Genomic DNA, 22,135 nt, shown 5'->3' on the forward strand with positions numbered 1-22,135 from the left:
TTACTGGCCGGCGCAGAGCTTGGCGGCCGTCACACCCTGCGGCAGTTCCTGATCGGTGAAGCCAAACGGCGCCACCAGTTTCTTGTGCTCGTCGGTGCCGATGAATTTGGCGAGTTCGGCGTTGAAGGCATCGGCAAAGGCCTTGTCGTCGGTGCGGAAGGCATACGCGCCATAGCCGCGCACACCCTTGCCATCGATCACCGGGTCGGTGAAGGGCTCCGCCTTTTCCAGGCCGCTGCCCGCTTGTGTCTTGCCCATCAGGTCGTTGATGGTCAGCGCCGTGGCCGCGTAGGCGTCCGCGCGGCCCGCCTGCACGCCGGACAAGGCGCTGACGGCGTCGGGGAAGACCACCACCTGGCCGGCGGGCACCTTCACTTTTTCGGCGTACTCGCCTTCGATGGCGCCCACGACAACGCCCAGTTTGGCGTCGGGGTTCTTCACCACGTCTTCATAGCTGTGCAGGTTCTTGGGGTTGCCCTCTTTGACCAGGAAGGCCTCGCCCACGCCGTAGGTGGGGTCGGAAAACGCGACCTGCTGGCAGCGTTCGGGGGTGACGTACATGCCGGCGGCAATGATGTCGAAACGCTTGGCGGCCAGGCCGGGAATCAACGAGCCGAATTCCGTCAGCACGCCTTCCACTTCATTGATGCCCATGCGCTTGAGCACCACGCGCGCAATCTCGACCGATTCGCCGGTGACTTTGGCTTCCTTGCTGTCCATGTACGCAAACGGCGCCTCGTTGGCATAGCCGATACGGATCTTGCCGGCGGCCTTGGCGGCGTCAAGCGTGCTGGTTGCGGTAGCCGGCGCGCCGCCGGTAGCGGGCGCGGGCTTGTCTCCGCCCGAGTCCGAACACGCGGCCAACACGCCAAGGCCCAGGGCCAACAGCAAGCGTTTGGATTGCAGCAAGGTCATGAATGATTTCTCCCGAATCTATTTCTAGGTGCATGGCTTCGCTAAAAATAATACGCTATTAAATGATTTCGACACTAATCATATGGGCGTAAAAAAGCGGGCCTAAGCCCGCTTTTAGCGTCCGTTGCCCTATGAATCGTTAGCAAACGTTACGGTACGTAGAAATCCGTGGCGGCGGCTACTGGGCGTACGAGAAGCGCCCGTTCTTGACCACGCCCATCACTCGTGCCCGCTCGTCGAAGCCCTGGTGGTTGTGCTTGGAAATGTTCAGGACCCCATTGGGAACGATCAAGTCGCGGGTGTTTTCCAGCGCGTCGCGCAAGGCGCCGCGGAATTCCGGCGTGCCGGGCTTGGCGCCCGTTTTCAGTGCCCGGCCCACTGCCGAATCCAGCAGCATCCAGGCGCCATACGCGTCGCCCGCGAATTGCGTCAGGGTATTGGCGCCGTACTGGCCTTCATACTTGTCGGCAAATTCCACGGCGACCTTTTTGACCGGGTTGCTGTCCGGCAGCTCGCGCGCCACGACGCCGGGGCCGGTCGGGAACAGCGTGCCTTCCACATCGCGACCGCCCACTTGCAGGAATTCCAGCGTGCCGATGCCGTGCGTCTGGTAGATGGCGCCGGTGTAACCGCGTTCCAGCAGCGTCTTCTGCGGCAAGGCCGACGGCGTGCCCGCGCCTGCGATCAGCACCGCGTCCGGCTTGGCGGCAATCACCTTCAACGCCTGCCCCACCACCGACGCGTCCGTGCGCTGGAAGCGTTCCTGCGCCACGACCTTCAAGTCAGTGCCGGCCGCCGCGGTGAATTCCTTCCACCAGCTGTCGCCGTAGGAATCCGCGAAGCCGATGAAGGCCACGTTCTTGAACCCTTTCTTCTTCATGTCGTCCACCAGCACGGTGGCCATCAATGAATCGTTCTGGGGCATCTTGAACGCCCAGGCGCGCTTGGGGTCGGACAAAGGTTCCACGATGACGCTTGAGGCGGCCAGCGCAATCATGGGTGTCTTGGTTTCAGCCAGCACGTCCAGCGCGGCCAGGGCAGCCGCCGTGGTGTTGGGGCCGACGATGGCGTCGACCTTGTCTTCGGACGTCAGCTTGCGCATGTTCTTGACCGCGCGGCTGACGTCGGTGCCATCGTCCAGCACCACATAGCGCGCCGGTTCGCCGCCCAGCGTCTGCGGCCACAGGCGGATGGCGTTATTGGTCTGGATGCCGATGGCGGCGGCGGGGCCGGTCGTGGACACATCCACGCCAATCACGATTTCGGCATGGGCGGACAAGGCGGGCAGCGCCAGCGCAACGGCGCAGGCATAGCGTAGAAAAGTGCGAGACATGACAGCAGCTCTTGGGACGGTTGAAACGGATGCCGCTATTTTGCCTGATGCCCGTGGGCCGTTACATCGGCTTGCCGTTGCGCACCGGTGGATTCCGCGTCCGCCCCCCGGCATCGCCGTATCATCGTTCATGCCTTGCAAGGCAACGCACACCGCCGTCACCGGCGGTCGTTTTTTGCACCGGCCGCGCCACCACGCGCGCGCCCCCTCTACAGGAGTCACTATGAAGAAAACCGCATCCGCCGCCTGGTCGGGCGACTTGAAGACGGGCAAAGGCACGATCTCCACGCAAAGCGGCGCGCTCAAGGCCCAGCCCTATGGCTTCAACACGCGCTTTGGCGACACGCCGGGCACCAACCCCGAAGAGCTGCTGGGCGCGGCGCACGCAGGCTGCTTCACGATGGCCTTGTCCAACATCCTGTCCGAGTCCGGCCTGGTGGCCACCAGCCTGGACACCAAGGCGGAAGTGACGCTGGACAAAGTCGACGACGGCTTTTCCATCACCGCCGTGCACCTGACCGTGGAAGCCGTCATCCCGGGAGCCACCGCGCAGGCGTTCGAAGACGCCGCCCGCAAGGCTGAAAAGGGCTGCCCGGTGTCCAAGGTCTTGAACGCCAAGATCACCATGGACGCCAAGCTCAAGTCCTAAGCGCTGCGCCTGGCCAATGGCGCGTCCTGTCCCGGGCCGCGCCATTGGTCGGCCCTATCCCGGGCTTGGGCAAAATCAATTTGACGGTCTTCCAGCACTTCAAGAAAATGAGAACCATTCTCAGGAGTGCCGCATGACCGGATTCATCTACGCAATTTCTGGCGGCAAGGCCGCCTTGGCTCAGGACGCGCGGGTGTCGGCCAACCTGCGGCGCATGGTCGGCTCGGGCATCCTGGTGGCCGTGGGCTACATCGATCCGGGCAACTGGGCTACCGACATCGCGGGCGGCAGCGGCTTTGGATACGGCCTGTTGATGGTCGTCATCTGCTCCGCATTGCTGGCGCTGGGTTTTCAGATTCTGGTGTCGCGCCTGGCGCTGGCCACCGGCCAAGACCTGGCCACGCTGACTGCCCGCCACCTGTCGCCGCGCTGGTCCAAGGCGGCCTGGCTGGCCGGCGAGGCCGCCATCCTGGCTACCGCCCTGGCCGAACTCATCGGCGGCGCCATTGCGCTGCGCCTGCTGTTCGGCCTGCCTTTGATCGCCGGCGTGGCGGTGACCGGCGTCGGCACATTCGCGGTGTTGGCGCTGACGCGCGGCAATGCCGACCGCCATGAGCGCGTCATCGCGGTGTTGCTGGGCGTGGTTGCCGCGTCATTCGTTTTCCTGCTGTTCAAGGCGAACCCCGCCTGGACCGCCGTGGCGCACGGCATGACGCAGACCGGCCAGGCGCTGCGCGACCCCCAAGGTTTCCTGATCGCGCTGGGCATCCTGGGCGCCACGTTGATGCCGCATAACCTCTACCTGCATTCCGGCTCGTTGGCCGAACGCGCGCAGTCCCTGCCAGCTTCGGCGCGCGACATGGCCATGCGCGTGGCGCGCAACGACACCATCGTGTCGTTGAGCGTGGCCATGCTGATCAACTCGGCCATCATGATCGTGGCGGCGGCATCGCTGTCCGGATCCGGCCTGATCGTATCCAGCCTGGACGACGCGCATGCCGTCATCGGCCATACGCTGGGCGTGGGCGCCGCCATCGTCTTTGCCGTTGCCTTGTATGCGGCGGGCCAAAGTTCGACGATTACCGGCGTGCTGGCCGGGCGCATCCTGTCCAAGGGGTTTCAGATTCGCAGCAACTGGTCGGATCGGCGCCGGGCGCTGGCAACGCGCTTGATCGCGGGCGCGGCGGCCGTCGGCCTGTTGATCTTCACCGGTGGCAAGGACCCCGACGAACTGCTGGTGTTAAGCCAGGTCATCCTGAGCCTGGCGCTGCCCTTCGCGTTGGGACCGCTGGTGGTGCTGGCCTGCCGCAAACAGGTGATGGGCGCATACGCGCTGCGCGGCGCCTGGGCCTGGGCCGCCGTCGGCGCCACCGTCGGCATCGTCATTCTTGATGGCTATCTGCTGATCGACATGGTGGCTTGAAGCGGGCTCGCCCAAAAAAAACGCCAGCATATGCTGGCGTTTTTTTAGCTGGCCCCGGGCGCTTCAGTGGCGGGCGGAGATCACCGGATGCTGCTGTCGACCGGCGTCCATGTCGTGCAGGATTTCGCCGACGGCGCCGCCCAACGAGGCCATGCGCACCTTCAGGCGCAACCACAGACCGCGGTTGAAGGGGCCGGACAAGGTTTCCGCTTTGACGGCCTCGCGGATCAAGGACCGCTCCAGCGCATCCGACATACGGGCATTTTTCAACGCGGTATCGCTCATGATTCTCTCCTTGAGAAAGCGCGATGTGGAACAACACGACTTGATGTTAGATCCGCGTTTGTTGCGTCGCAATAAAAACTTCAAGCATTTTTTTAATCGTTGCGCAATGGGGACAAACACCACCATTACGGTGCATGCGGCACCACATTAAGCACTAGTCTTGTGCAGCGCCCTCCCCCATTCAGCCGGCCCGATGCGCCTGGATCAGCTTGTCGGCCATGTCGGCAACCCGCGCCGCCGGGCCTCCTTCGCCAAACAGCTGGCTAGAGACAAACGCGCCCTCAATCAACAGCAGCAGGCCGTCCGCCAGGGCCGCGGGGTCTCGGGCGCCCATGCCCAACGCCATCTCGTTCAGGCGCCGGCGCAATTGCAGCTTGTGCTCGACGGCCACTGCGCGCGCGGGGTGTTCGGGTTCAGGGTATTCAACGGCGGCATTGGTCAGGCCGCAGCCGCGATACCCGTTTGCCACGGCGCGCGTCGCCAGCCCCGACAGATAATCCAGCAGCTGTGCGTGCGGATCGCCGGGATGCGCGGCGCAGGCGGCGTCGAAGCGGGCCCAGAATTCGGCGTCGTAGTCGCGCAGATAGGCCGCCGCCAATTCATCCTTGGACGAAAAGCTGCGGTACAGGCTGGGTTTGGTCACGCCGGCCTGGTTGACGATGGCGTCAACGCCCACGGCGCGGATGCCGTCGCGGTAGAACATTTCGCGTGCCGTCTTGCGGATGCGGTCTGCCGCCAGTAGCGGCTTGGGGCCGGCTTTTGCGGTGGCGCCTGAGGCATTGGAAGGCTTGCTGGCCATGCTGGACTCCTGAAACGGAAGGCGGACGGCGTTCCCGCAACACGAGCGGACGGCCGCGCCTTCAAAAAACAAATCGCCGAAAAATCGCTTGACGATGTTACTGACCGGTACGTACTATTCGCTGATCTCAAACCAGATACGTACCGGTCAGTAACATGAGTATAGCCCAACCTCCGCTTCCCTTTCAGCGCGCCGGACAAAAGTACGCCTTTGTCGTGGTTGCCGTCATTTTCCTGGCCTTGCTGGTTTCCGCCGGTTTGCGCTCTACGCCCAGCGTGCTGCTGGTGCCACTAGAGGAAGCCTTCGGCTGGAGCCGCAGCTCGATCTCGTTCGCGGCGGCGGCTGGCATCTTTTTGTATGGCTTGGTCGGCCCCTTCGCCGCCGCCGCGATGGAACGCTTCGGCCTGCGCCGGGTGCTGATCAGCGCCCTGGTGCTGATGTCGGCCTCAAGCGCCGTCAGCGCCTACATGACCGAGCCCTGGCACCTGCTGATGACGTGGGGCGTGTTCTCGGGCCTGAGTTCCGGAGCGGTGGCCTCGGTGCTGGGCGCCACCATCGTGAACCGCTGGTTCACCAAGCATCGGGGCCTGGTAATGGGCTTGCTGACCGCCAGCACCGCTAGCGGCACGCTGGTCTTCCTGCCCGTGCTGGCCACGCTGGCCTCGTCCGGGGATTGGACGCGCGTCGTCTGGACGGTTGCAGCCGCCGCTGCCGCCATGGTGCCGCTGGCTTGGTGGTTGGTGCCCGACCGCCCGGCCAACGTCGGCCTGACGCCGTTCGGCAGCGACCCCGACGCGCCGCCCGCCCCCGTCGCGCCGCGCACCGGCATGTTGGCCGCCACCTTTGGCGCCTTGGCCCGGGCCTCGAAGACCCCCACATTCTGGTTCTTGTTCGCCACGTTCTTCATTTGCGGGTTCACCACCAACGGCCTGGTCGGCACGCATCTGATCGCCCTGTGCGGCGACCACGGCATGCTGGAAGTGCAAGCCGCCGGCCTGCTGGCGCTGATGGGCGTGTTCGATCTGGTCGGCACCACGGCATCCGGCTGGCTGACCGACCGCTACGACCCGCGCAAGCTGCTGTTTGTCTACTACGCCCTGCGCGGCCTGTCGCTGATCTACCTGCCCTATTCCGATTTCTCGTTCTACAGCCTGTCGATCTTCGCCATTTTCTTCGGCCTGGACTGGATTGCCACCGTGCCGCCCACCTTGCGGCTGACGACGGAAGCCTTCGGCGAACGCGACGCCGGCATTGTGTTCGGATGGATTGTCGCGGGCCACCAGCTGGGCGCGGCCAGCGCCGCCTGGATGGCCGGCGCGATCCGGGAAGCCCAGGGCAGCTACATGATGGCCTTTTTGATTTCCGGCGCCACGGGCCTGATCGCCGCGGTGATTGCACTGCGAATCGGCAAGAAGCGGGTGGTGCCTGTGCCCGCTTAAGATCCCTTAGGCCCGCTTAAGCCCACCTAGGCGCGTCGATTCGCATCCGCAAGAAAAAGCCCGGCATTCACATGCCGGGCTTTTTTTGTTGCGCACGTCAAGGCGCGCGTCGCCGTCAGGCCGGCGCGCCCTCGACTTCGCCCAGATACGCCGCCCTGACCTTGGGGTCGTGCAGCATCTGGCTGGCCGGCCCGGACAAGATGATCTCGCCCGATTCCATCACATAGCCGCGATGGCTGTTCTCCAGCGCCAGGCGCGCATTCTGCTCGATCAGCAGAATCGTGACGCCCTCGCTGGCGATGGTGCGCACCACCTCGAACACCTTCTCGACCATCAAGGGCGCCAGGCCCATCGAGGGCTCGTCCAGCAGCAACAGCTTGGGGCGCGCGATCATGGCGCGGCCCATGGCCACCATCTGCTGCTCGCCGCCCGACAAGGTGCCGGCCGCCTGCTTGCGGCGTTCGGCAAGACGCGGAAACAGCGTGAACACGCGGTCGGTGTCTTGCCTGACCTGCGCGGCGTCGCGGCGAATGTACGCGCCCATGGCCAGGTTTTCTTCAATGGTCAGCTGGCCGAAGATGCCCCGACCTTCGGGCACCATGACCAGCCCGCGACGCACCAGCTCGTGCGACTTCTGACCGCCGATGGACTGCCCGTCGTAGACGATTTCGCCGCCCGCCAGCGGCACCAGGCCGCAGATGGCGCGCAGCGTCGTGCTTTTACCCGCGCCGTTGGCGCCGATCAGGCACACGAGTTCACCTGCGTCCACGCGCAGGTCGATGCCGCGCACGGCGCGGATGCCGCCATACGCGACTTGCAGGCCGCGCAATTCCAATAAGGGTTGGGATGCCGTCATGATGCCGGGCTCTCCTTGTGAATCAGCGGGTCTTGCGCGGCGCCCGCACCCAGATACGCTTCAATGACCTTGGGGTCGCGCTGCACCTGAGCGGGCTTGCCCATGGCCAGCACCTTGCCGTATTCCAGCACCAGCACTCGGTCGCACAGGCCCATCACCAGCTTCATGTCGTGCTCGATCAGCAGCACCGTGACGCCGTCGTTGCGGATCTTTTCGACCAGCTTGCGCAGCACCACCGTTTCCGACGCGTTCATGCCGGCCGCCGGTTCGTCCAACGCCAGCAGCTTCGGGTCCGTGGCCAGGGCGCGGGCGATTTCCAGACGGCGCTGGTCGCCATACGGCAGCGAACGCGCAACGTCGTTGGCGCGATGGCCGATGCCCACGTAGTCCAGCAGTTCCTGCGCCCGGGCCTCGATGGCCGCTTCTTCAGCGCGCGTGCGGCGTGTGCGCAGCACCGCGCCGAACACACCCGCCTTCGTGCGCAGGTGCCGGCCGATCATCACGTTTTCAATTGCCGACAAATTCGCGAACAGCCGGATGTTCTGAAACGTGCGCGCCAGGCCCGCGTGGGCGACTTCGTGCGGCTTCTTGCCCGACATCGACTGCCCGTTGAACGTGCAGCTGCCGTCTTCCGGGATGTACAGGCCGGTCAGCACATTGAACAGCGTGGTCTTGCCCGCGCCGTTCGGGCCGATCAGGCCATAGATTTCGCCCTGTTCGATATCGAAGCTGACGTCGGACAGCGCTTGCAGGCCGCCAAAGCGTTTGCCCAGCCCCTGAGCTTGCAGCAGTTTGCTCATGCCGGCCCCCCTTGCGTCTTGGTGGACAGCTCACGCTTGCGCACCGCCGACGGCCACAGGCCGGCCGGGCGGAACAGCATGACGCAGACCATCGCCAGGCCGAACAACAACATGCGGATGCCTTCAGGGTCCAGCACCACCGCGCCGAACACCATGTGCTGGAAGGGTTCCACCACGGCCCGCAGGAATTCCGGCAAGGCCGCCAGGATCAGCGCGCCCAGGATCACGCCCGGGATGTGGCCCATACCGCCCAGCACCACCATGCACAGAATCGAAATCGACTCCATCAGCGAGAAACTTTCGGGGCTGACAAAGCCCTGCATCGACGCGAACAACGCACCGGCCACGCCGCCAAAAGACGCCCCCATCGCAAACGCCAGCAGCTTGATGTTGCGCGTATTGATGCCCATGGCCTTGGCCGCGATTTCGTCTTCGCGGATGGCTTCCCAGGCGCGGCCGATACGCGAATTCTGCAAACGCACGCATACCACGATGATGATCAGCGTCAGCGCCAGCAGCAGGTAGTAGTACTTTTCCGGCCCGGTGAAGCGGATGCCCATCAAGGTCTCGGTACGCCCGAACGTGAATTCACCGACCTTGAACGGATCGATACGGTTGATGCCCTGCGGCCCGTTGGTGATATTGACCGGCGCATTCAAGTTGTTCAAAAAGATGCGGATGATTTCGCCAAACCCCAGCGTCACGATAGCCAGGTAATCGCCCCGCAGCTTCAAGGTGGGCGCCCCCAGCAGTACGCCGAACAGGCAGGCCACCGCCAGCGCAATCGGCAGAATCGCCCAGAACGGCAGGTGCAGCCCGAAATGCGGCGACGCCAGCAGCGCCCACGTGTAGGCGCCCACCGCGTAGAACGCGATATAGCCCAGGTCCAGCAGCCCGGCAAAGCCCACCACGATATTCAGGCCCAGCGACAGCATCACGTACAGCAACGCGAAGTTCAGGATGCGCACCCAGCTTTGGCCGGCCATGCCGATCACAAAGGGCAGCACCGCCAGCACGATACCGATCAGCGCAATGCCAATCAGGTTGCGCGTCGACAGCCCGCTGTGTTTCAAGGAGGTGTTCATGCCCGGTCTCCCACGCGTTCGCCCAAGAGGCCCGAGGGGCGGAAGATCAGCACCAGCACCAACACGAAGAACGCAAACACGTCCTGGTAATGGCTGCCCAGGAAGCCGCCGGTGATGTCGCCGATGTATCCCGCGCCCAGCGATTCGATCACGCCCAGCAACAGGCCGCCGACCATCGCGCCCACCATGCTGCCGATGCCGCCCAGCACCGCGGCGGTAAACGCCTTCAGGCCCAGCATGAAGCCCATGGTGTATTGCGACACGCCGTAATAGGTGGCCACCATCATGCCCGCCACGGCGGCCAACGCCGAGCCGATCAGGAACGCCGCCGAAATCACGGTATTGATGTTCACGCCCATCAGCCCCGCCACCTCGCGGTTCTGCCCGGTGGCGCGCATCGCCGTGCCCAGGCGCGTCTTGTGCACGATGGCCAGCAGGCCGCCCATGATCAGCGCCGCGATCACCACGATGGCGATCTGTAGCGTGCTCATGCGCGCGCCGGCAAACTCGAACACGCGCGGCGACAGCACCTGCGGGAAGTTCAAGTAATTGCGGCCCCAGGCCATCATGGCCACGTTCTGCAGAATGATGGACACGCCGATGGCGGTGATCAGCGCAGCCAGCCGGGGCGCGCGTCGCAGCGGCCGGTAGGCGACGCGTTCGGCCGTCCAGCCCACCGCCATGCACAGCGGCACGGACACCAGCAGGCCCACGCCCAGCACCACGAACGCCGACACGCCAGGGTCGCCGCCCACCAGTGAAATGGCGATCGTGGTGGCCGCCATGGCGCCGATCATGACGACGTCGCCATGCGCGAAGTTGATCAGCCCGATGATGCCGTACACCATGGTGTAGCCAAGGGCGACCAGGGCGTACACGCTGCCTAGCGTGACGCCGTTAATCAGTTGTTGAATGAAGATATCCATAGGGGCCGCGAAAATAAGCCTGGAAAAATCGCGCTGCAGCGGCCCGCGCCATGATGCATGGAACGCGGCGCTCGCGGCGACACGCCGAGCGGCGTGTGCGCAAAGCGTTGGCGGACGCCGGCAGCGCCGGCACGTCCGCCCTACGGGTTCAGCCGGCCTTAGTTGGCTTGGCTGACCATCGTTTCAACCATCTCCCACTTGCCGTTCTTGACTTCGTAGATGGTGACCGAGATTTCCTTCAGGTCGCCCTTGGCGTCGTAGGAAATGTGCTCGCTGGTGGCGCCCTTGCGGTCCAGCTTGGCCAGCACCGGCAGGTACTTCTCGGGCTTGGACGAACCGGCCTGTTCAATGGCCGTGATCATGTTCCAGGCGCCGTCATAGGCGTACGGCGCGTACACGCCCGGCGCCTTCTTGAAGCGCGCCTGATAGCGCTGTTCGAAGTCCTTGCCCGCGGTCATCTTGTCCAGCGGCACGCCGGCCAGCGAGGCGAAGGTGCCGTTGGCGGCGTCGCCGGCCAGCTTGATGAAGGTGTCGCTGCGGGTCATTTCGCCCGAGACCAGCGGCGCCTTCAGGCCCAGCGTGGCCAACTGGCGCTTCATCGGTCCGGACTGCGCGTCCAGGCCGCCGTAGAAAATGGCGTCGGGCGCCGCGCCCTTGATGTTGGTCAGGATGGCGGTGAAGTCGTTGGCCTTGTCGGTGGTGTATTCGCGGCGGACCACTTCGCCACCGGCGGCCTTGACGGCCTTTTCCACTTCATCGGCCAGGCCCTGGCCGTAAGCCGTGCGGTCGTCGATGATGGCGACCTTCTTGGCCTTCAGGTTCTGCACCATGAACTTGCCGACCGCGGCGCCCTGCTGGGTGTCGCTGGTCATCATGCGGAACGTGGTTTCGTAGCCTTGCTTGGTGTATTCCGGCGAGGTCGCCATGGCGATCTGCGGCAGACCGGCCTCATGGTAGACGCGCGACGCGGGAATGGTGGTGCCCGAATTGAAGTGGCCCAGAATGCCCACGACATCCTGGTCGACCAGCTGCTGCGCCACCTGCACGCCCACGCGCGGGTCGGCCTGGTCATCACGCGACACCAGCACGAACTTGGCGGGCTGGCCATCGACCTTGATGCCGTTCTTGTTGGCTTCTTCCAAAGCCAGGTTCAGCCCGTTCTGCATGTCTTCGCCGTAGTGCGATTGCGGACCGGTCAGGGGGGCGGCAAAGCCAAGCTTGATGTCGGCGGCCTGCGCGGCGGCCGTCATGCCCACAGCGGCGATGCTGGCGGCGAGAAGCTTCAAAGTGGTGCGGAACTTCATGGGAAAACCCTCCGGGTATCGGGACAGTTGGCCTTGGTCTTAAGGCCTTGTTATACCTGAGCTTATAGCCAGGCTTTTGGTTTTTTCTACTACCGCGAGCCGGGCTGTGGCCCGGTCCCGCGTATGCATTTTCTGCAAAGTCCGGATGTCGGGTTGCGACATCCGGACTTGAAGTGCGACCGGATTTTCGTTCCAGTGCAACCTGCCCGATATTGGAGATAACCCTCGGTCATCGAGGGTTACCCCTCGGTCACCCTTAGCCGATCGTCATGAGGCTGGCGTTGCCCCCGGCGGCGGCCGTATTGACGCTGATGGAACGCTCGGTCAAGAGGCGCTCCGGCACGTAGCTGGCGCCGGCCGCCAGGGCGTCGGACGTCAGGCCATGCACCGACAGGATGGCGCCCGGGCGCTGCGCGATGCGCTGGTTCAGCGCTTGCAGCGCGTCGCCATCGCCTTCGAACAGAACCGCCTGGTAGTCGGCCTGATCGACCTCATCGTCAGCCAGGATGCCGGCTTGCCCTTGTTGCTCGGCGTCCAGCGTGGCCAGCAGCGCCTGGGCAGCGGGCGTGTCCGCAAACCAGGCGTGGTTGCCGGTCAGACGGGCAACCGACCACTGCGCCCGCGCACCGGCTTCGGTGGCGGCCACGCAATACACGGCGCCACGCGGTTCGACCATATAGGTGTTGGTTTCACCGGTGGGACCCGGCAGCGCGATGCGCTGGGGCAGCGGCGCGGCGGCGTCCAGCGCCGGCGGCAGGCCGGCCGGGCGCGTGCCCAGCAAGCGGTACATATACAGCGGGCCGCCCGCCTTGGGGCCGGTGCCCGACAGGCATTCGCCGCCAAACGGCTGCACGCCCACGACCGCGCCCACGATGTTGCGGTTGACGTAGACGTTGCCGGCATGCACCTGCCCCGTCACGTGCGCGATGGTTTCGTCGATGCGGGTGTGCACGCCAAACGTCAGGCCATAGCCGGTGCCGTTGATGGCATCCAGCAAGGCATCCAGTTCGTCGCGCTTATAGCGCACCACGTGCAGCACCGGCCCGAACACTTCGCGCGTCAATTCGCTGATGTGGTCGATTTCGATGATGGTGGGCGGAACGAAGGTGCCGTGGCGGCATTCGCCGTTCAGTTCTACCTGGTCCACGCGATGGCCGGCGGTGCGCATCGTCTCGATGTGGCGCTGGATGCCGTTGCGGGCGTCGGTGTCGATCACCGGCCCGACGTCCACCGACAGGCGGTCAGGGTTGCCCACGGACAGCTCGCGCATCGCGCCGCGCAGCATCGTCAGCACGTGATCGGCGTTGTCTTCCTGCACGCACAGCACCCGCAGCGCAGAACAACGTTGGCCGGCCGAATCGAAGGCCGAACTCAACACGTCGAACACCACTTGTTCGGACAGCGCGGACGAATCCACCACCATGGCGTTTTGGCCACCGGTTTCGGCGATCAGCGGAATGGTGTGGCCGTCGTCGTCCAGGCGGTCGGCCAGCGTGCGCGCAATGATGCGCGCCACGTCGGTCGACCCCGTGAACATCACGCCGCGCACGGCGGGGCTGGCAACCAGCTGCGCGCCCACGGTTTCGCCACGGCCCGGCAGCAACTGCACGGCGCCAGCCGGCACGCCGGCGGCGCGCAGAATGGCCACGGCTTGCGCCGCGATCAAGGGCGTTTGTTCGGCGGGCTTGGCCACGACGGTGTTGCCGGCGGCCAGCGCGGCCGCGACCTGGCCGGTAAAGATGGCCAGCGGGAAATTCCACGGGCTGATGCACAACACGGTGCCCAGCGGGCGGTGCGTGTCGTTGCTGAATTCGCGTTCGGCCTGGTCCGCGTAGTAGCGCAGGAAGTCCACCGCTTCGCGCACTTCGGCGATGGCGTTCGGCAGCGACTTGCCGGCCTCGCGCACGATCAGGCCCAGCAGCATCTGCATCTGCTCTTCCAGCAATTGCGCGGCGCGGCGCAGGCACTGCGCGCGTTCCGCCACGGGCGTGGATTGCCAGATGGGCGCGGTATTGGCGGCGGCGCGCAAGGCGGCGTCGGCCTCGTCCGCTTGCGCTTCGATCACGTGGCCAACGACATCGCGCAGGTTGGACGGGTTGCGCACTTCAACGGCGCGCGCCGCGTCCCAAGCCTGTTCGCCTTCGCCCAACATGGGGCCGGCGCGCCACGGCGTGCCCGCGCTGGCCAGCAACGCGGCCGACAACGAGCCCAGACGGTGTTCGTTGGTGAGGTCCAGGCCGGCCGAGTTGGCGCGCGCCCCTTGTTGCAGATTGCCGTAGAGCTCGCGCGGCAGCGGAATCTTTTCGTGCGGCGCACCCAGCGGCACGATGCGCGACGCCGCGTCCACCGGGTCGGCCACCAGCGTTTCCACCGGAATGCTGTCGTCGCCGATCAGGTTGACGAACGAGGTGTTGGCGCCGTTTTCCAGCAGGCGGCGCACCAGGTAAGCCAGCAGCGTTTCGTGCGTGCCGACCGGCGCATAGATGCGGCACGGCCGGTTCAGCTTGCCTTGCGCCAGCGGGCCGACCACTTCGTCGTACAGGGGCTCGCCCATGCCGTGCAGGCACTGGAATTCGTATTGGCCGGGGTAGTAGTTCTGGCCGGCCAGCTGGTAGATGGCGGCCAGCGTGTATGCGTTGTGCGTGGCGAACTGCGGGTACACCGCTTCGGGTGCGCCCAGCAGCTTGCGCGCGCAGGCCAGGTAGGCGACGTCGGTGTACAGCTTGCGGGTGTAGACGGGGTAGCCTTCCAGGCCGTCGACCTGGGCGCGCTTGATTTCGCTGTCCCAGTAGGCGCCCTTGACCAGGCGTACCATGATGCGATGGCGGCTGCGGCGGGCCAGGTCGATCACGTAGTCGATCACGAACGGCGCGCGCTTTTGATAAGCCTGGATGACGAAACCGATGCCGTTCCAACCTTCGAGTTCGGGCGCAAAGCAAAGCGCTTCCAGCAGATCCAGCGAGATTTCCAGGCGGTCGGCTTCTTCGGCGTCGATGTTCAGGCCGATGTCGTAGCTGCGTGCCAGCGCCGTCAGTGCCTTCACGCGCGGCAGCAGTTCAGCAATGACGCGTTCGCGCTGGCTGCGCGAATAGCGCGGGTGCAGTGCGGACAGCTTGATCGAGATGCCAGGGCCTTCATAGATGCCACGGCCGGCCGCGGCCTTGCCGATGGCGTGGATGGCCTGCTCATACGACGCGTAATAGCGCTCGGCGTCTTCGGCCGTGGTGGCCGCTTCGCCCAGCATGTCGTAGGAATAGCGGAAGCCGCGGGCTTCCATCTTGCGGTTGTTGGCCAGGGCTTCAGAGATGGTCTGGCCCGAGACGAACTGTTCGCCCATCATGCGCATGGCCATATTCACGCCCTTGCGCACCAGGGGTTCCCCGCCCTTGCCGATCAAGCGGGTCAGCGCCTTGGACAGCGATTGTTCGCTGCTGACGGCCACCAGCTTGCCGGTGATCATCAAGCCCCAGGTGGCGGCGTTGACGAACAGCGATTGCGAGCCGCCCATGTGCGACTTCCAGTCGCCACGGGCGACCTTGTCGCGGATCAACGCGTCGCGCGTGGCGCGGTCGGGAATGCGCAGCAGCGCTTCGGCCAGGCACATCAGCGCCACGCCTTCCTGGCTGGACAGCGAAAATTCCTGGATCAGCCCTTCAACGCCACCACCACTGCGCTTGCCGCGCAGCTTCTTGACCAGGTCGGAGGCCATCGCGTGCACTTTTTCAAGATTGGGCACACGGGCCTGGCCCAGCAACAGCGGCACGCATTCGGGCTCGGGGCGGCGATACGCAGCGGTAATCGCGGCGCGCAGCACGGACTGCGGCTGCACGTCCTGCCCAAACTCGTAGAACGGCGGCGTGGGCGCGGCGGGCGCATCGCCCGTGTCGTCTTCCGTGCCGGCGTCCACGCCCAGGTGCGACATTTCGGCGGGCAGATGGCCACGCTCGATCTTGTCCAGATAAGAAAGGATTGCCTGCTTATGCAGCCAGTGGGGCGTGCAGTTGAGCTTGTTCGCGGCCGCCTTCAAGCGGTCGCGCAGTGCGTCGTCAACTTTGACGCCGAGGGTCGTGCTGGCCATAAGAGATTGCTTCCTGTCGCATGGCAAAGGTGATACTGGACTCGAACGAAACCCAGTATGGGTAGGACCGTATGCTAAACAGGTTGCAACCCGGCTTGTATTAAGGTTAACCCTAGGTTAACCGATTGACTTGGCGCAGGTTTACCGGGAAGCGCCCATGTCAGTCCTGGTCTTTCGGCGCGTCCTTCAGGGGCGAACATCCCAGCATCTGCACGGACGCCGAGCCCGCTGGGGTTTGACCACGTATGGCGGACGCCATGGCACCGGCTAGCGCCACGACGGCGCGCTGTTGGGCCGCGATCAGCGCCGGGATGCCCGTCTCGGACACCTTTTCGGTGACGACGCTGCGGCACAGCAAGCCCGTGCCCTTGGCATTGACGGGCCGGACGCGCCACGTGGCATCCAGCTGCGCCATGCTGCCCGAGACCAGCTCGAAGCGTTGGACGTCGGTTTGCACCCGCCACACGGGCGCGCCCGGGCCAGGCTTGACCATCTGCACGTCCAGCGCGCCCAATTCGCCCTTCAGGGCATCGGACAAGGCGCCGCGCACCTCGTCGCCCAGCGGCGAACTCCAACGCTCGGAATACAGTGCCGATACGCTGCCGTCGCCCGTGCGCACCATCAACTGGGGCTGGTCGGCTTGTGTGGACAGGCTGACCGGTTGTACCTCGATCAAAAAGTCCGCGGAGCCGGCGGGCGCGGCGGTGGACGGCGCGGCGGGCCCTTGCAGCGTGTAGTAATGCACGGGCGGCGACGAGCCGCAGCCGGCCAGGGCGGCGCTCAGCACCAGCAAGGACAGGACAGGGCGCAGGGAAGATAAAGTCATGATTCTTTAGTTCCTGACAGGGCCGGAGCCGGGAATCGGGTCTTTGCCACGGCCGCGCAGCAAGGCTTCGGGGTTCGATTGCAGGAAATCGGCCAATGCCCGCAACGAGCGCGCGGCGCGGCTCAGTTCCTGCATGGCCTTTTCGGTATTGACCGGCAGCGACGCGTCGGAAGCCAGCATCGAGTTGATGTTCGCCATGGATTCGCGGGCCTGCTTGAGCATGCCCTGCGCCTCCGGGGCCACCTGCTTGTCCAGCCGGTTCATCAGCTTGGACGTGCTGGCCAGGGTGGTGCGCAGATCCTCGCCAATCTTGTCGAACGGAATTTTCTCGATCTTGGCGACGATGTTGCTGACCTGCTGCTGCAACTGATCCAGGTTGCCCGGGATAGTGGGGATCACGGCCGGGTCGGACGGGGTGAATTCCACCGGCTTGGCATTCGGGAAGTTATCCAGCACCACGTACAGCTGGCCCGTCAGCAGGTTCGACGTGCGCAACTGCGCGCGCAGCCCGTACTTGATCATCACGCCCAGCAGGCGGTTGCCGGCCTCGTCGCCGTCCTTGAGCGCGCGTTCGCGCACTTCTTCGTACACGCGGCCCAGGCGTTCCGGGTACAGCGTGGCGTCCACGATGGAATAGAAGCGCTTGGTGGCGGGGTCGAAGTCCAGATTGATCTGCGTAACGTTGCCCAGCGTGATGCCGTTGAAGTCGATGGGCGCACCGACGGTCAGGCCGCGAATCGACTGATCGAAGCGCATGCGGATCGGGAAGGCTTCGCCGTCGGGGTTGGCCTTGGCGGCGGCCTCGGTGGGGTAAAGATCGAAGTGCGCGTCGGCCGGCGCGGCGGCGCTGCCGTCGCGCACGCTTTGCACCGATTCAAATGCCACGCCGCCCACCGCCATCGACACCAGCGACTGCGTGCGTACCTTCAGGCCATCGGCGTTGACGCTGAAGTCCACGCCACTGGCGTTCCAGAAGCGCGTGCCGTTGGTGACGAACTTGTCGTTCGGCGCGTCGACAAACACTTCGACGTTGACCGCCGTGCCGGTCTTGTCGAGCTCGTAGCCGATGACGCGGCCCACATTGATGCGACGGAAATAGACCGGCGAGCCGATGTCCAGGGACCCCAGGTCCGACGCCTTTAGCATGAAGCGCTTGCCGGCCCGGTCATGCGTGACGGCAGGCGGGATTTCCAGCCCTTCAAAGCTGAACTTGGTGGCCTTTTCCTCGCCGTTCTTGCCTTCCACCGCGTCCACGCCAATGTAGGCGCCCGACAACAAGGTACCCAGGCCCGATACGCCGCTGACATCCAGACGCGGACGCACCACCCAGAAGTTGGTGCCTTCACGCGCCAGGTCCGACACTTCCTTGGCCAGCTCGGCCTTCACCACGACTTTGCTGCGGTCGGAATTAAAGCCGATGGACTTCACCGTGCCGATGTTCACGTCTTTGTAGCGCAGCTGCGTCTTGCCCACTTCCAGCCCTTCGGCCGTATTGAACGAGATCGAGATATCCGGGCCGGCCTGCATCCAGGTGCGTATGACAAGCGACATGCCCATCAGCGCCGCCACGATGGGCACGAGCCATATCCATGAAATCCGGCGCTTCTGCTTGCGCGAGATAGTCGGCGATTTGAACTTCTCTTCACCGGCACCGGGTGCTTGGTCGGACATCTACTTTCCTTTTTCTTCTTGAGCGGGAACCACGGTTGTTGCTAGCCCACTTCCCTGCTTGTCACGGACGGCGCATGATGCGCCGCCTGGGCCGGATGCGCCCGGCCCTCGATCTCGGGCGCGTCGAAGTCGACGTCGACCTCGCCTTCAAGATCCCAACTGCGGCGCAGATCGAAGCTCATGGCCGCCAGCATGGTCAGGATCACAACGACGCCAAACGCCGCCGCCCCCGCGCCGGCGCTGATCTCCATCAGCCCTTGGAAATCGGCCAGCGCCGCCAGCAATATAACGACAAAAACATCCAGCATCGACCATTGGCCTATGAACTCGACCATCTGATACAAGCGGGTACGCGGCCGCAGATTGGTGGTGCTGCGCCATTGCTCGGTCAGCAGCAAGAGGATCAGCGCCAACAGCTTGGTCAGCGGCACGGCCACACTGGCGATAAACACGATCAGCGCAATATCCCAGGACCCCATCTGCCAGAGCTCGACAACGCCGCCAAGGATGGTATGGGCGCTGTCGCCCAACACCGAACTGACCTGCATGACGGGCAGGACGTTAGCCGGGATATAGAACACGACCGCGGCAAGCAGCAGCGCCCAGGTGCGCGCCAGGTGATCCGGCTTGCGGTAATGCACGATGGCGTCACAACGCACGCAGTGATGTTCTTCTTCGGGATCGGCATCGCGCGGCAAGGCCTGCACCTGGCCACAAACATGGCAGCCGGCCAGCACGGTTTCCGGACCGCTTTCGGGAATATGCACGGGGGCCACGCCCGCCGTTTCGGCGTAACGCCACAGTACGTGCGGCGACAAGCGCCCCAGCATCGTCAGAAAAACAGTCAGCAGGCCGAAGGCGCCCAGGCCGATACCGGGTTGCACCGCCGCCATACCCGCCAGCTTGACCACCGCGACCAGCACGCCCAGCAAAAACACCGGCACCATGCACCACGGCGAGAGGAACCCCAGCAGACGCATGGCGCCGCGGAACCCGACGGGCTCGTGGCCCCGCGACAAGGGGCCAAGCACCCACAGCAATACGGTCAGTTGCAGCAACGGCAAGGCAAAACCGGCCAGCCCCGTCATCACGGCGACCACCCAGTGGCCTTGGCGCCACGTAATGGAAATGGCGTCCAGCAGGGACGCTTCTTGCACCATGCCCTGCACGGACATGGAAGCGACCGGGTAGGCGTTAGCCACCCCGAAAACGATCAGGGCCGTGATGGCAAGCGCCAGCCAATTGGACAAAGTAAGCCCGCTGTAGCGCCACAACGTGGCCCCGCAGCGGGCGCAATTGGCGGTCTCGCCAGGTTCAAGCTGATGTCGGCGATAAACGCTTGCGCAATGTTCGCACTCGATCAGCGGCTGGCTGTCCGCGGTCATCAATCGATCAGTTCAACTTCCTGCTTGTCCGGCGCATCCGAAGACGGCGGTTTCCCGTTGTCGTCGAAGTCCAGCGTCACCTTGCCCGTGTCGTCCAGATCCACCGTAACCGAACCGCCGTCCACCAGCTTGCCGAACAGCAGTTCGTCGGCCAGCGCGCGGCGGATGGTGTCCTGGATAAGACGTTGCATGGGACGCGCGCCCATCAGCGGGTCGAACCCCTCCTTGGCAAGGTGTTCGCGCAGTTTCGTGGTGAACACGGCTTCCACGCGGCGCTCGTGCAACTGATCTTCCAGCTGCATCAGGAACTTGTCCACCACGCGCAGGATGACCTCGCGGTCCAACGCGGCGAACGGGATGATTGCGTCCAGGCGGTTGCGGAATTCGGGCGTGAACATGCGGCGGATTTCCGCCATTTCGTCGCCCAGCATCCGCGAATTGGCAAACCCGATCGACGGACGGTTCAAGGTCTCGGCGCCCGCGTTCGTCGTCATGATGAGGATGACGTTGCGGAAGTCCGCCTTGCGGCCGTTGTTGTCGGTCAGCGTGCCGTGGTCCATGACCTGCAGCAGGATGTTGAACACATCCGGGTGCGCCTTTTCGATTTCGTCCAGCAGCAGCACGCAGTGCGGCTGCTTGGTGATGGCTTCGGTCAAGAGGCCACCCTGGTCGAATCCGACGTATCCCGGAGGCGCGCCGATCAGGCGCGACACCGCGTGGCGTTCCATGTATTCCGACATGTCGAAACGCAGCAGCTCGACCCCCAGCGTGAACGCCAGTTGACGCGCCACTTCGGTCTTGCCCACGCCGGTGGGACCGGACAACAGGAAAGCGCCGATAGGCTTTTCCGGCTTGCCCAAGCCCGAGCGCGCCATCTTGATGGCGGCGGACAAGGCATCGATGGCGCCGTCCTGGCCGAACACCACGGTTTTCAAATCGCGGTCCAGCGTGGCCAGCTTGCTGCGGTCGTCGTTGGAGACGGACTGCGGCGGAATGCGGGCGATCTTGGACACGATGTTCTCGATGTCCACCTTGCCGATCACCTTCTTCTGGCGCGAGCGCGGCAGCAGGCGCTGGGCGGCGCCGGCTTCGTCGATAACGTCAATCGCCTTATCGGGCAGATGGCGGTCATTGATGAAGCGGGCTGACAATTCAGCGGCCGCCGACAACGCGGCAGCGGAATAGCGCACGCTGTGGTGTTCTTCAAAACGGCTCTTCAAGCCGCGCAGGATCTGCACGGTTTGCTCGACGCTGGGCTCCGGCACGTCAATCTTCTGGAAGCGACGCGACAGCGCGTGGTCTTTTTCGAAGACGCCGCGATATTCGGTATACGTGGTGGCGCCGATGCACTTGAGCTGGCCCGAAGACAGGGCCGGCTTGAGCAGATTGGACGCGTCCAAGGTGCCGCCCGAGGCCGATCCGGCGCCGATCAGCGTATGGATTTCATCGATGAACAGGATCGCGTCGGGGTTGCCGCGGATCTGCTTGAGCACGCCCTTCAGGCGCTGTTCGAAATCACCGCGGTACTTGGTACCCGCCAGCAGCGCGCCCATGTCCAGCGAAAAGACCTGGGCGGCTTGCAAGATTTCGGGGACTTCGCCGCGCGTGATGCGCCAGGCCAGGCCTTCGGCAATGGCGGTCTTGCCCACGCCGGCCTCACCGACCAGCAGCGGGTTGTTTTTGCGGCGTCGGCACAACACCTGAATGACGCGCTCGACTTCGTGCTCGCGTCCGATCAGGGGATCGATGCGGCCCGCCAGCGCGGCGGCGTTCAGGTCCGTGGCGTATTGGTCAAGCGGCGACTGACGCGATTCGCCCTGCTCTTCACCGTTGGTCTGCTGCTCTTTCTGCACGGCGGCGGACTCCACCTGGGGCTGTTTGGTAATGCCATGCGACAGGAAATTGACCACGTCCAGGCGCGTGACGCCCTGCTGTTGCAGGTAGTACACGGCATGCGAGTCCTTTTCCCCAAAAATGGCCACCAGCACGTTTGCGCCCGTCACCGGTTTCTTGCCGGTGCCGCCTGCGGAAACATGCATGATTGCGCGTTGAATCACGCGCTGAAAGCCCAGCGTCGGTTGCGTGTCGACCTCGGCGCCGCTTGGAATCACCGGGGTGTTTTCCGAAACGAACTGACGGAGGTTGCGGCGCAAGTCGTCGAGGTTGGCCGCGCATGCGCGCAGAACCTCGACTGCCGAAGCGTTGTCGAGCAGCGACAGCAGCAGGTGCTCGACGGTAATAAATTCGTGCCGGGCCGAACGGGCCTCGACGAAAGCCATATGCAGGCTGACTTCAAGCTCTTGAGAAATCACGCTTCCTCCGTATTGCATCGAAGCGGTCAAATACACGATTCATATTCTA

Annotated in this window: 17 protein-coding genes; 3 read left to right on the top strand and 14 right to left on the bottom strand. The window is 64.5% G+C overall.

All coding sequences use genetic code 11. From position 1 onward, the window contains the following. Complete coding sequence (gene ehuB, locus DVB37_RS16600; RefSeq protein WP_120156236.1) at positions 1–915, bottom strand: ectoine/hydroxyectoine ABC transporter substrate-binding protein EhuB; 915 nt, start codon at positions 913–915, stop codon at positions 1–3. A 178-nt stretch (positions 916–1,093) separates the two neighbouring features. Further along, on the bottom strand, positions 1,094–2,248 hold the full coding sequence (locus DVB37_RS16605; RefSeq protein ID WP_120156237.1) for an ABC transporter substrate-binding protein: 1,155 nt from the start codon (positions 2,246–2,248) through the stop codon (positions 1,094–1,096). Positions 2,249–2,471: 223 nt separating this feature from the next. On the opposite strand from DVB37_RS16605, the gene DVB37_RS16610 reads away from it, so the two are divergent. Together DVB37_RS16610 and DVB37_RS16615 are read left to right on the top strand one after the other, a co-directional pair. Further along, positions 2,472–2,897, top strand: coding sequence for an OsmC family protein (locus tag DVB37_RS16610; RefSeq protein ID WP_046804685.1), 426 nt, complete (start codon positions 2,472–2,474; stop codon positions 2,895–2,897). A 133-nt stretch (positions 2,898–3,030) separates the two neighbouring features. Next, positions 3,031–4,320, top strand: coding sequence for an Nramp family divalent metal transporter (locus DVB37_RS16615; protein WP_120156238.1), 1,290 nt, complete (start codon positions 3,031–3,033; stop codon positions 4,318–4,320). A 63-nt stretch (positions 4,321–4,383) separates the two neighbouring features. Here the strand turns inward: DVB37_RS16615 and DVB37_RS16620 are convergent, their stop codons facing one another. Then, a complete protein-coding gene (locus DVB37_RS16620) occupies positions 4,384–4,605 on the bottom strand; it encodes an XRE family transcriptional regulator (RefSeq protein ID WP_104144431.1) in 222 nt (73 codons plus the stop codon). 181 nt (positions 4,606–4,786) lie between these two features. After that, entirely contained in the window at positions 4,787–5,404 is a 618-nt protein-coding gene (locus DVB37_RS16625) for a TetR/AcrR family transcriptional regulator (protein ID WP_120156239.1), read from the bottom strand. A 155-nt stretch (positions 5,405–5,559) separates the two neighbouring features. On the opposite strand from DVB37_RS16625, the gene DVB37_RS16630 reads away from it, so the two are divergent. Further along, positions 5,560–6,843, top strand: coding sequence for an MFS transporter (locus DVB37_RS16630; RefSeq protein ID WP_046804689.1), 1,284 nt, complete (start codon positions 5,560–5,562; stop codon positions 6,841–6,843). Between the two features lie 115 nt (positions 6,844–6,958). On the opposite strand, the gene DVB37_RS16635 is transcribed toward DVB37_RS16630, so the two are convergent. The 10 genes from DVB37_RS16635 to clpA all read right to left on the bottom strand — a co-directional run bounded on the left by DVB37_RS16635 (position 6,959) and on the right by clpA (position 22,086). Continuing rightward, complete coding sequence (locus DVB37_RS16635) at positions 6,959–7,699, bottom strand: ABC transporter ATP-binding protein (protein WP_120156240.1); 741 nt, start codon at positions 7,697–7,699, stop codon at positions 6,959–6,961. After that, positions 7,696–8,499, bottom strand: coding sequence for an ABC transporter ATP-binding protein (locus tag DVB37_RS16640; RefSeq protein WP_120156241.1), 804 nt, complete (start codon positions 8,497–8,499; stop codon positions 7,696–7,698). The genes DVB37_RS16635 and DVB37_RS16640 overlap by 4 nt, the downstream gene beginning before the upstream one ends. Then, positions 8,496–9,584, bottom strand: a complete 1,089-nt coding sequence (locus DVB37_RS16645) for an ABC transporter ATP-binding protein (protein WP_046804692.1) — start codon at positions 9,582–9,584, stop codon at positions 8,496–8,498. Before DVB37_RS16645 ends, DVB37_RS16640 begins: the two co-directional genes overlap by 4 nt. Further along, positions 9,581–10,510: a branched-chain amino acid ABC transporter permease gene (locus DVB37_RS16650; RefSeq protein WP_120156242.1), complete on the bottom strand. Its 930-nt coding sequence runs from the start codon at positions 10,508–10,510 to the stop codon at positions 9,581–9,583. Before DVB37_RS16650 ends, DVB37_RS16645 begins: the two co-directional genes overlap by 4 nt. Before the next feature lie 158 nt (positions 10,511–10,668). Further along, positions 10,669–11,814, bottom strand: coding sequence for a branched-chain amino acid ABC transporter substrate-binding protein (locus DVB37_RS16655; RefSeq protein ID WP_120156243.1), 1,146 nt, complete (start codon positions 11,812–11,814; stop codon positions 10,669–10,671). A 256-nt stretch (positions 11,815–12,070) separates the two neighbouring features. Next, positions 12,071–15,892, bottom strand: coding sequence for a trifunctional transcriptional regulator/proline dehydrogenase/L-glutamate gamma-semialdehyde dehydrogenase (gene putA, locus DVB37_RS16660; protein WP_046804694.1), 3,822 nt, complete (start codon positions 15,890–15,892; stop codon positions 12,071–12,073). Between the two features lie 160 nt (positions 15,893–16,052). Beyond that, positions 16,053–16,718: a membrane integrity-associated transporter subunit PqiC gene (locus DVB37_RS16665; protein ID WP_120156244.1), complete on the bottom strand. Its 666-nt coding sequence runs from the start codon at positions 16,716–16,718 to the stop codon at positions 16,053–16,055. 6 nt (positions 16,719–16,724) lie between these two features. After that, positions 16,725–18,389, bottom strand: a complete 1,665-nt coding sequence (locus DVB37_RS16670) for an intermembrane transport protein PqiB (RefSeq protein ID WP_120156245.1) — start codon at positions 18,387–18,389, stop codon at positions 16,725–16,727. Positions 18,390–18,430: 41 nt separating this feature from the next. Next, positions 18,431–19,774: a paraquat-inducible protein A gene (locus DVB37_RS16675; RefSeq protein WP_104144422.1), complete on the bottom strand. Its 1,344-nt coding sequence runs from the start codon at positions 19,772–19,774 to the stop codon at positions 18,431–18,433. After that, positions 19,774–22,086, bottom strand: a complete 2,313-nt coding sequence (gene clpA / locus DVB37_RS16680) for an ATP-dependent Clp protease ATP-binding subunit ClpA (RefSeq protein WP_039884291.1) — start codon at positions 22,084–22,086, stop codon at positions 19,774–19,776. Before clpA ends, DVB37_RS16675 begins: the two co-directional genes overlap by 1 nt. Positions 22,087–22,135: the final 49 nt, after the last annotated feature.

Origin of the sequence: Achromobacter sp. B7, assembly GCF_003600685.1 — a bacterium.
Taxonomy (GTDB): Bacteria; Pseudomonadota; Gammaproteobacteria; order Burkholderiales; family Burkholderiaceae_B; genus Achromobacter; species Achromobacter spanius_B.

Coding starts and splice junctions, on each gene's coding strand:
- ehuB (WP_120156236.1), bottom strand. CDS start 915: ATGACCTTGCTGCAATCCAAACGCTTGCTGTTGGCCCTGGGCCTTGGC.
- DVB37_RS16605 (WP_120156237.1), bottom strand. CDS start 2,248: ATGTCTCGCACTTTTCTACGCTATGCCTGCGCCGTTGCGCTGGCGCTG.
- DVB37_RS16610 (WP_046804685.1), top strand. CDS start 2,472: ATGAAGAAAACCGCATCCGCCGCCTGGTCGGGCGACTTGAAGACGGGC.
- DVB37_RS16615 (WP_120156238.1), top strand. CDS start 3,031: ATGACCGGATTCATCTACGCAATTTCTGGCGGCAAGGCCGCCTTGGCT.
- DVB37_RS16620 (WP_104144431.1), bottom strand. CDS start 4,605: ATGAGCGATACCGCGTTGAAAAATGCCCGTATGTCGGATGCGCTGGAG.
- DVB37_RS16625 (WP_120156239.1), bottom strand. CDS start 5,404: ATGGCCAGCAAGCCTTCCAATGCCTCAGGCGCCACCGCAAAAGCCGGC.
- DVB37_RS16630 (WP_046804689.1), top strand. CDS start 5,560: ATGAGTATAGCCCAACCTCCGCTTCCCTTTCAGCGCGCCGGACAAAAG.
- DVB37_RS16635 (WP_120156240.1), bottom strand. CDS start 7,699: ATGACGGCATCCCAACCCTTATTGGAATTGCGCGGCCTGCAAGTCGCG.
- DVB37_RS16640 (WP_120156241.1), bottom strand. CDS start 8,499: ATGAGCAAACTGCTGCAAGCTCAGGGGCTGGGCAAACGCTTTGGCGGC.
- DVB37_RS16645 (WP_046804692.1), bottom strand. CDS start 9,584: ATGAACACCTCCTTGAAACACAGCGGGCTGTCGACGCGCAACCTGATT.
- DVB37_RS16650 (WP_120156242.1), bottom strand. CDS start 10,510: ATGGATATCTTCATTCAACAACTGATTAACGGCGTCACGCTAGGCAGC.
- DVB37_RS16655 (WP_120156243.1), bottom strand. CDS start 11,814: ATGAAGTTCCGCACCACTTTGAAGCTTCTCGCCGCCAGCATCGCCGCT.
- putA (WP_046804694.1), bottom strand. CDS start 15,892: ATGGCCAGCACGACCCTCGGCGTCAAAGTTGACGACGCACTGCGCGAC.
- DVB37_RS16665 (WP_120156244.1), bottom strand. CDS start 16,718: ATGACTTTATCTTCCCTGCGCCCTGTCCTGTCCTTGCTGGTGCTGAGC.
- DVB37_RS16670 (WP_120156245.1), bottom strand. CDS start 18,389: ATGTCCGACCAAGCACCCGGTGCCGGTGAAGAGAAGTTCAAATCGCCG.
- DVB37_RS16675 (WP_104144422.1), bottom strand. CDS start 19,774: ATGACCGCGGACAGCCAGCCGCTGATCGAGTGCGAACATTGCGCAAGC.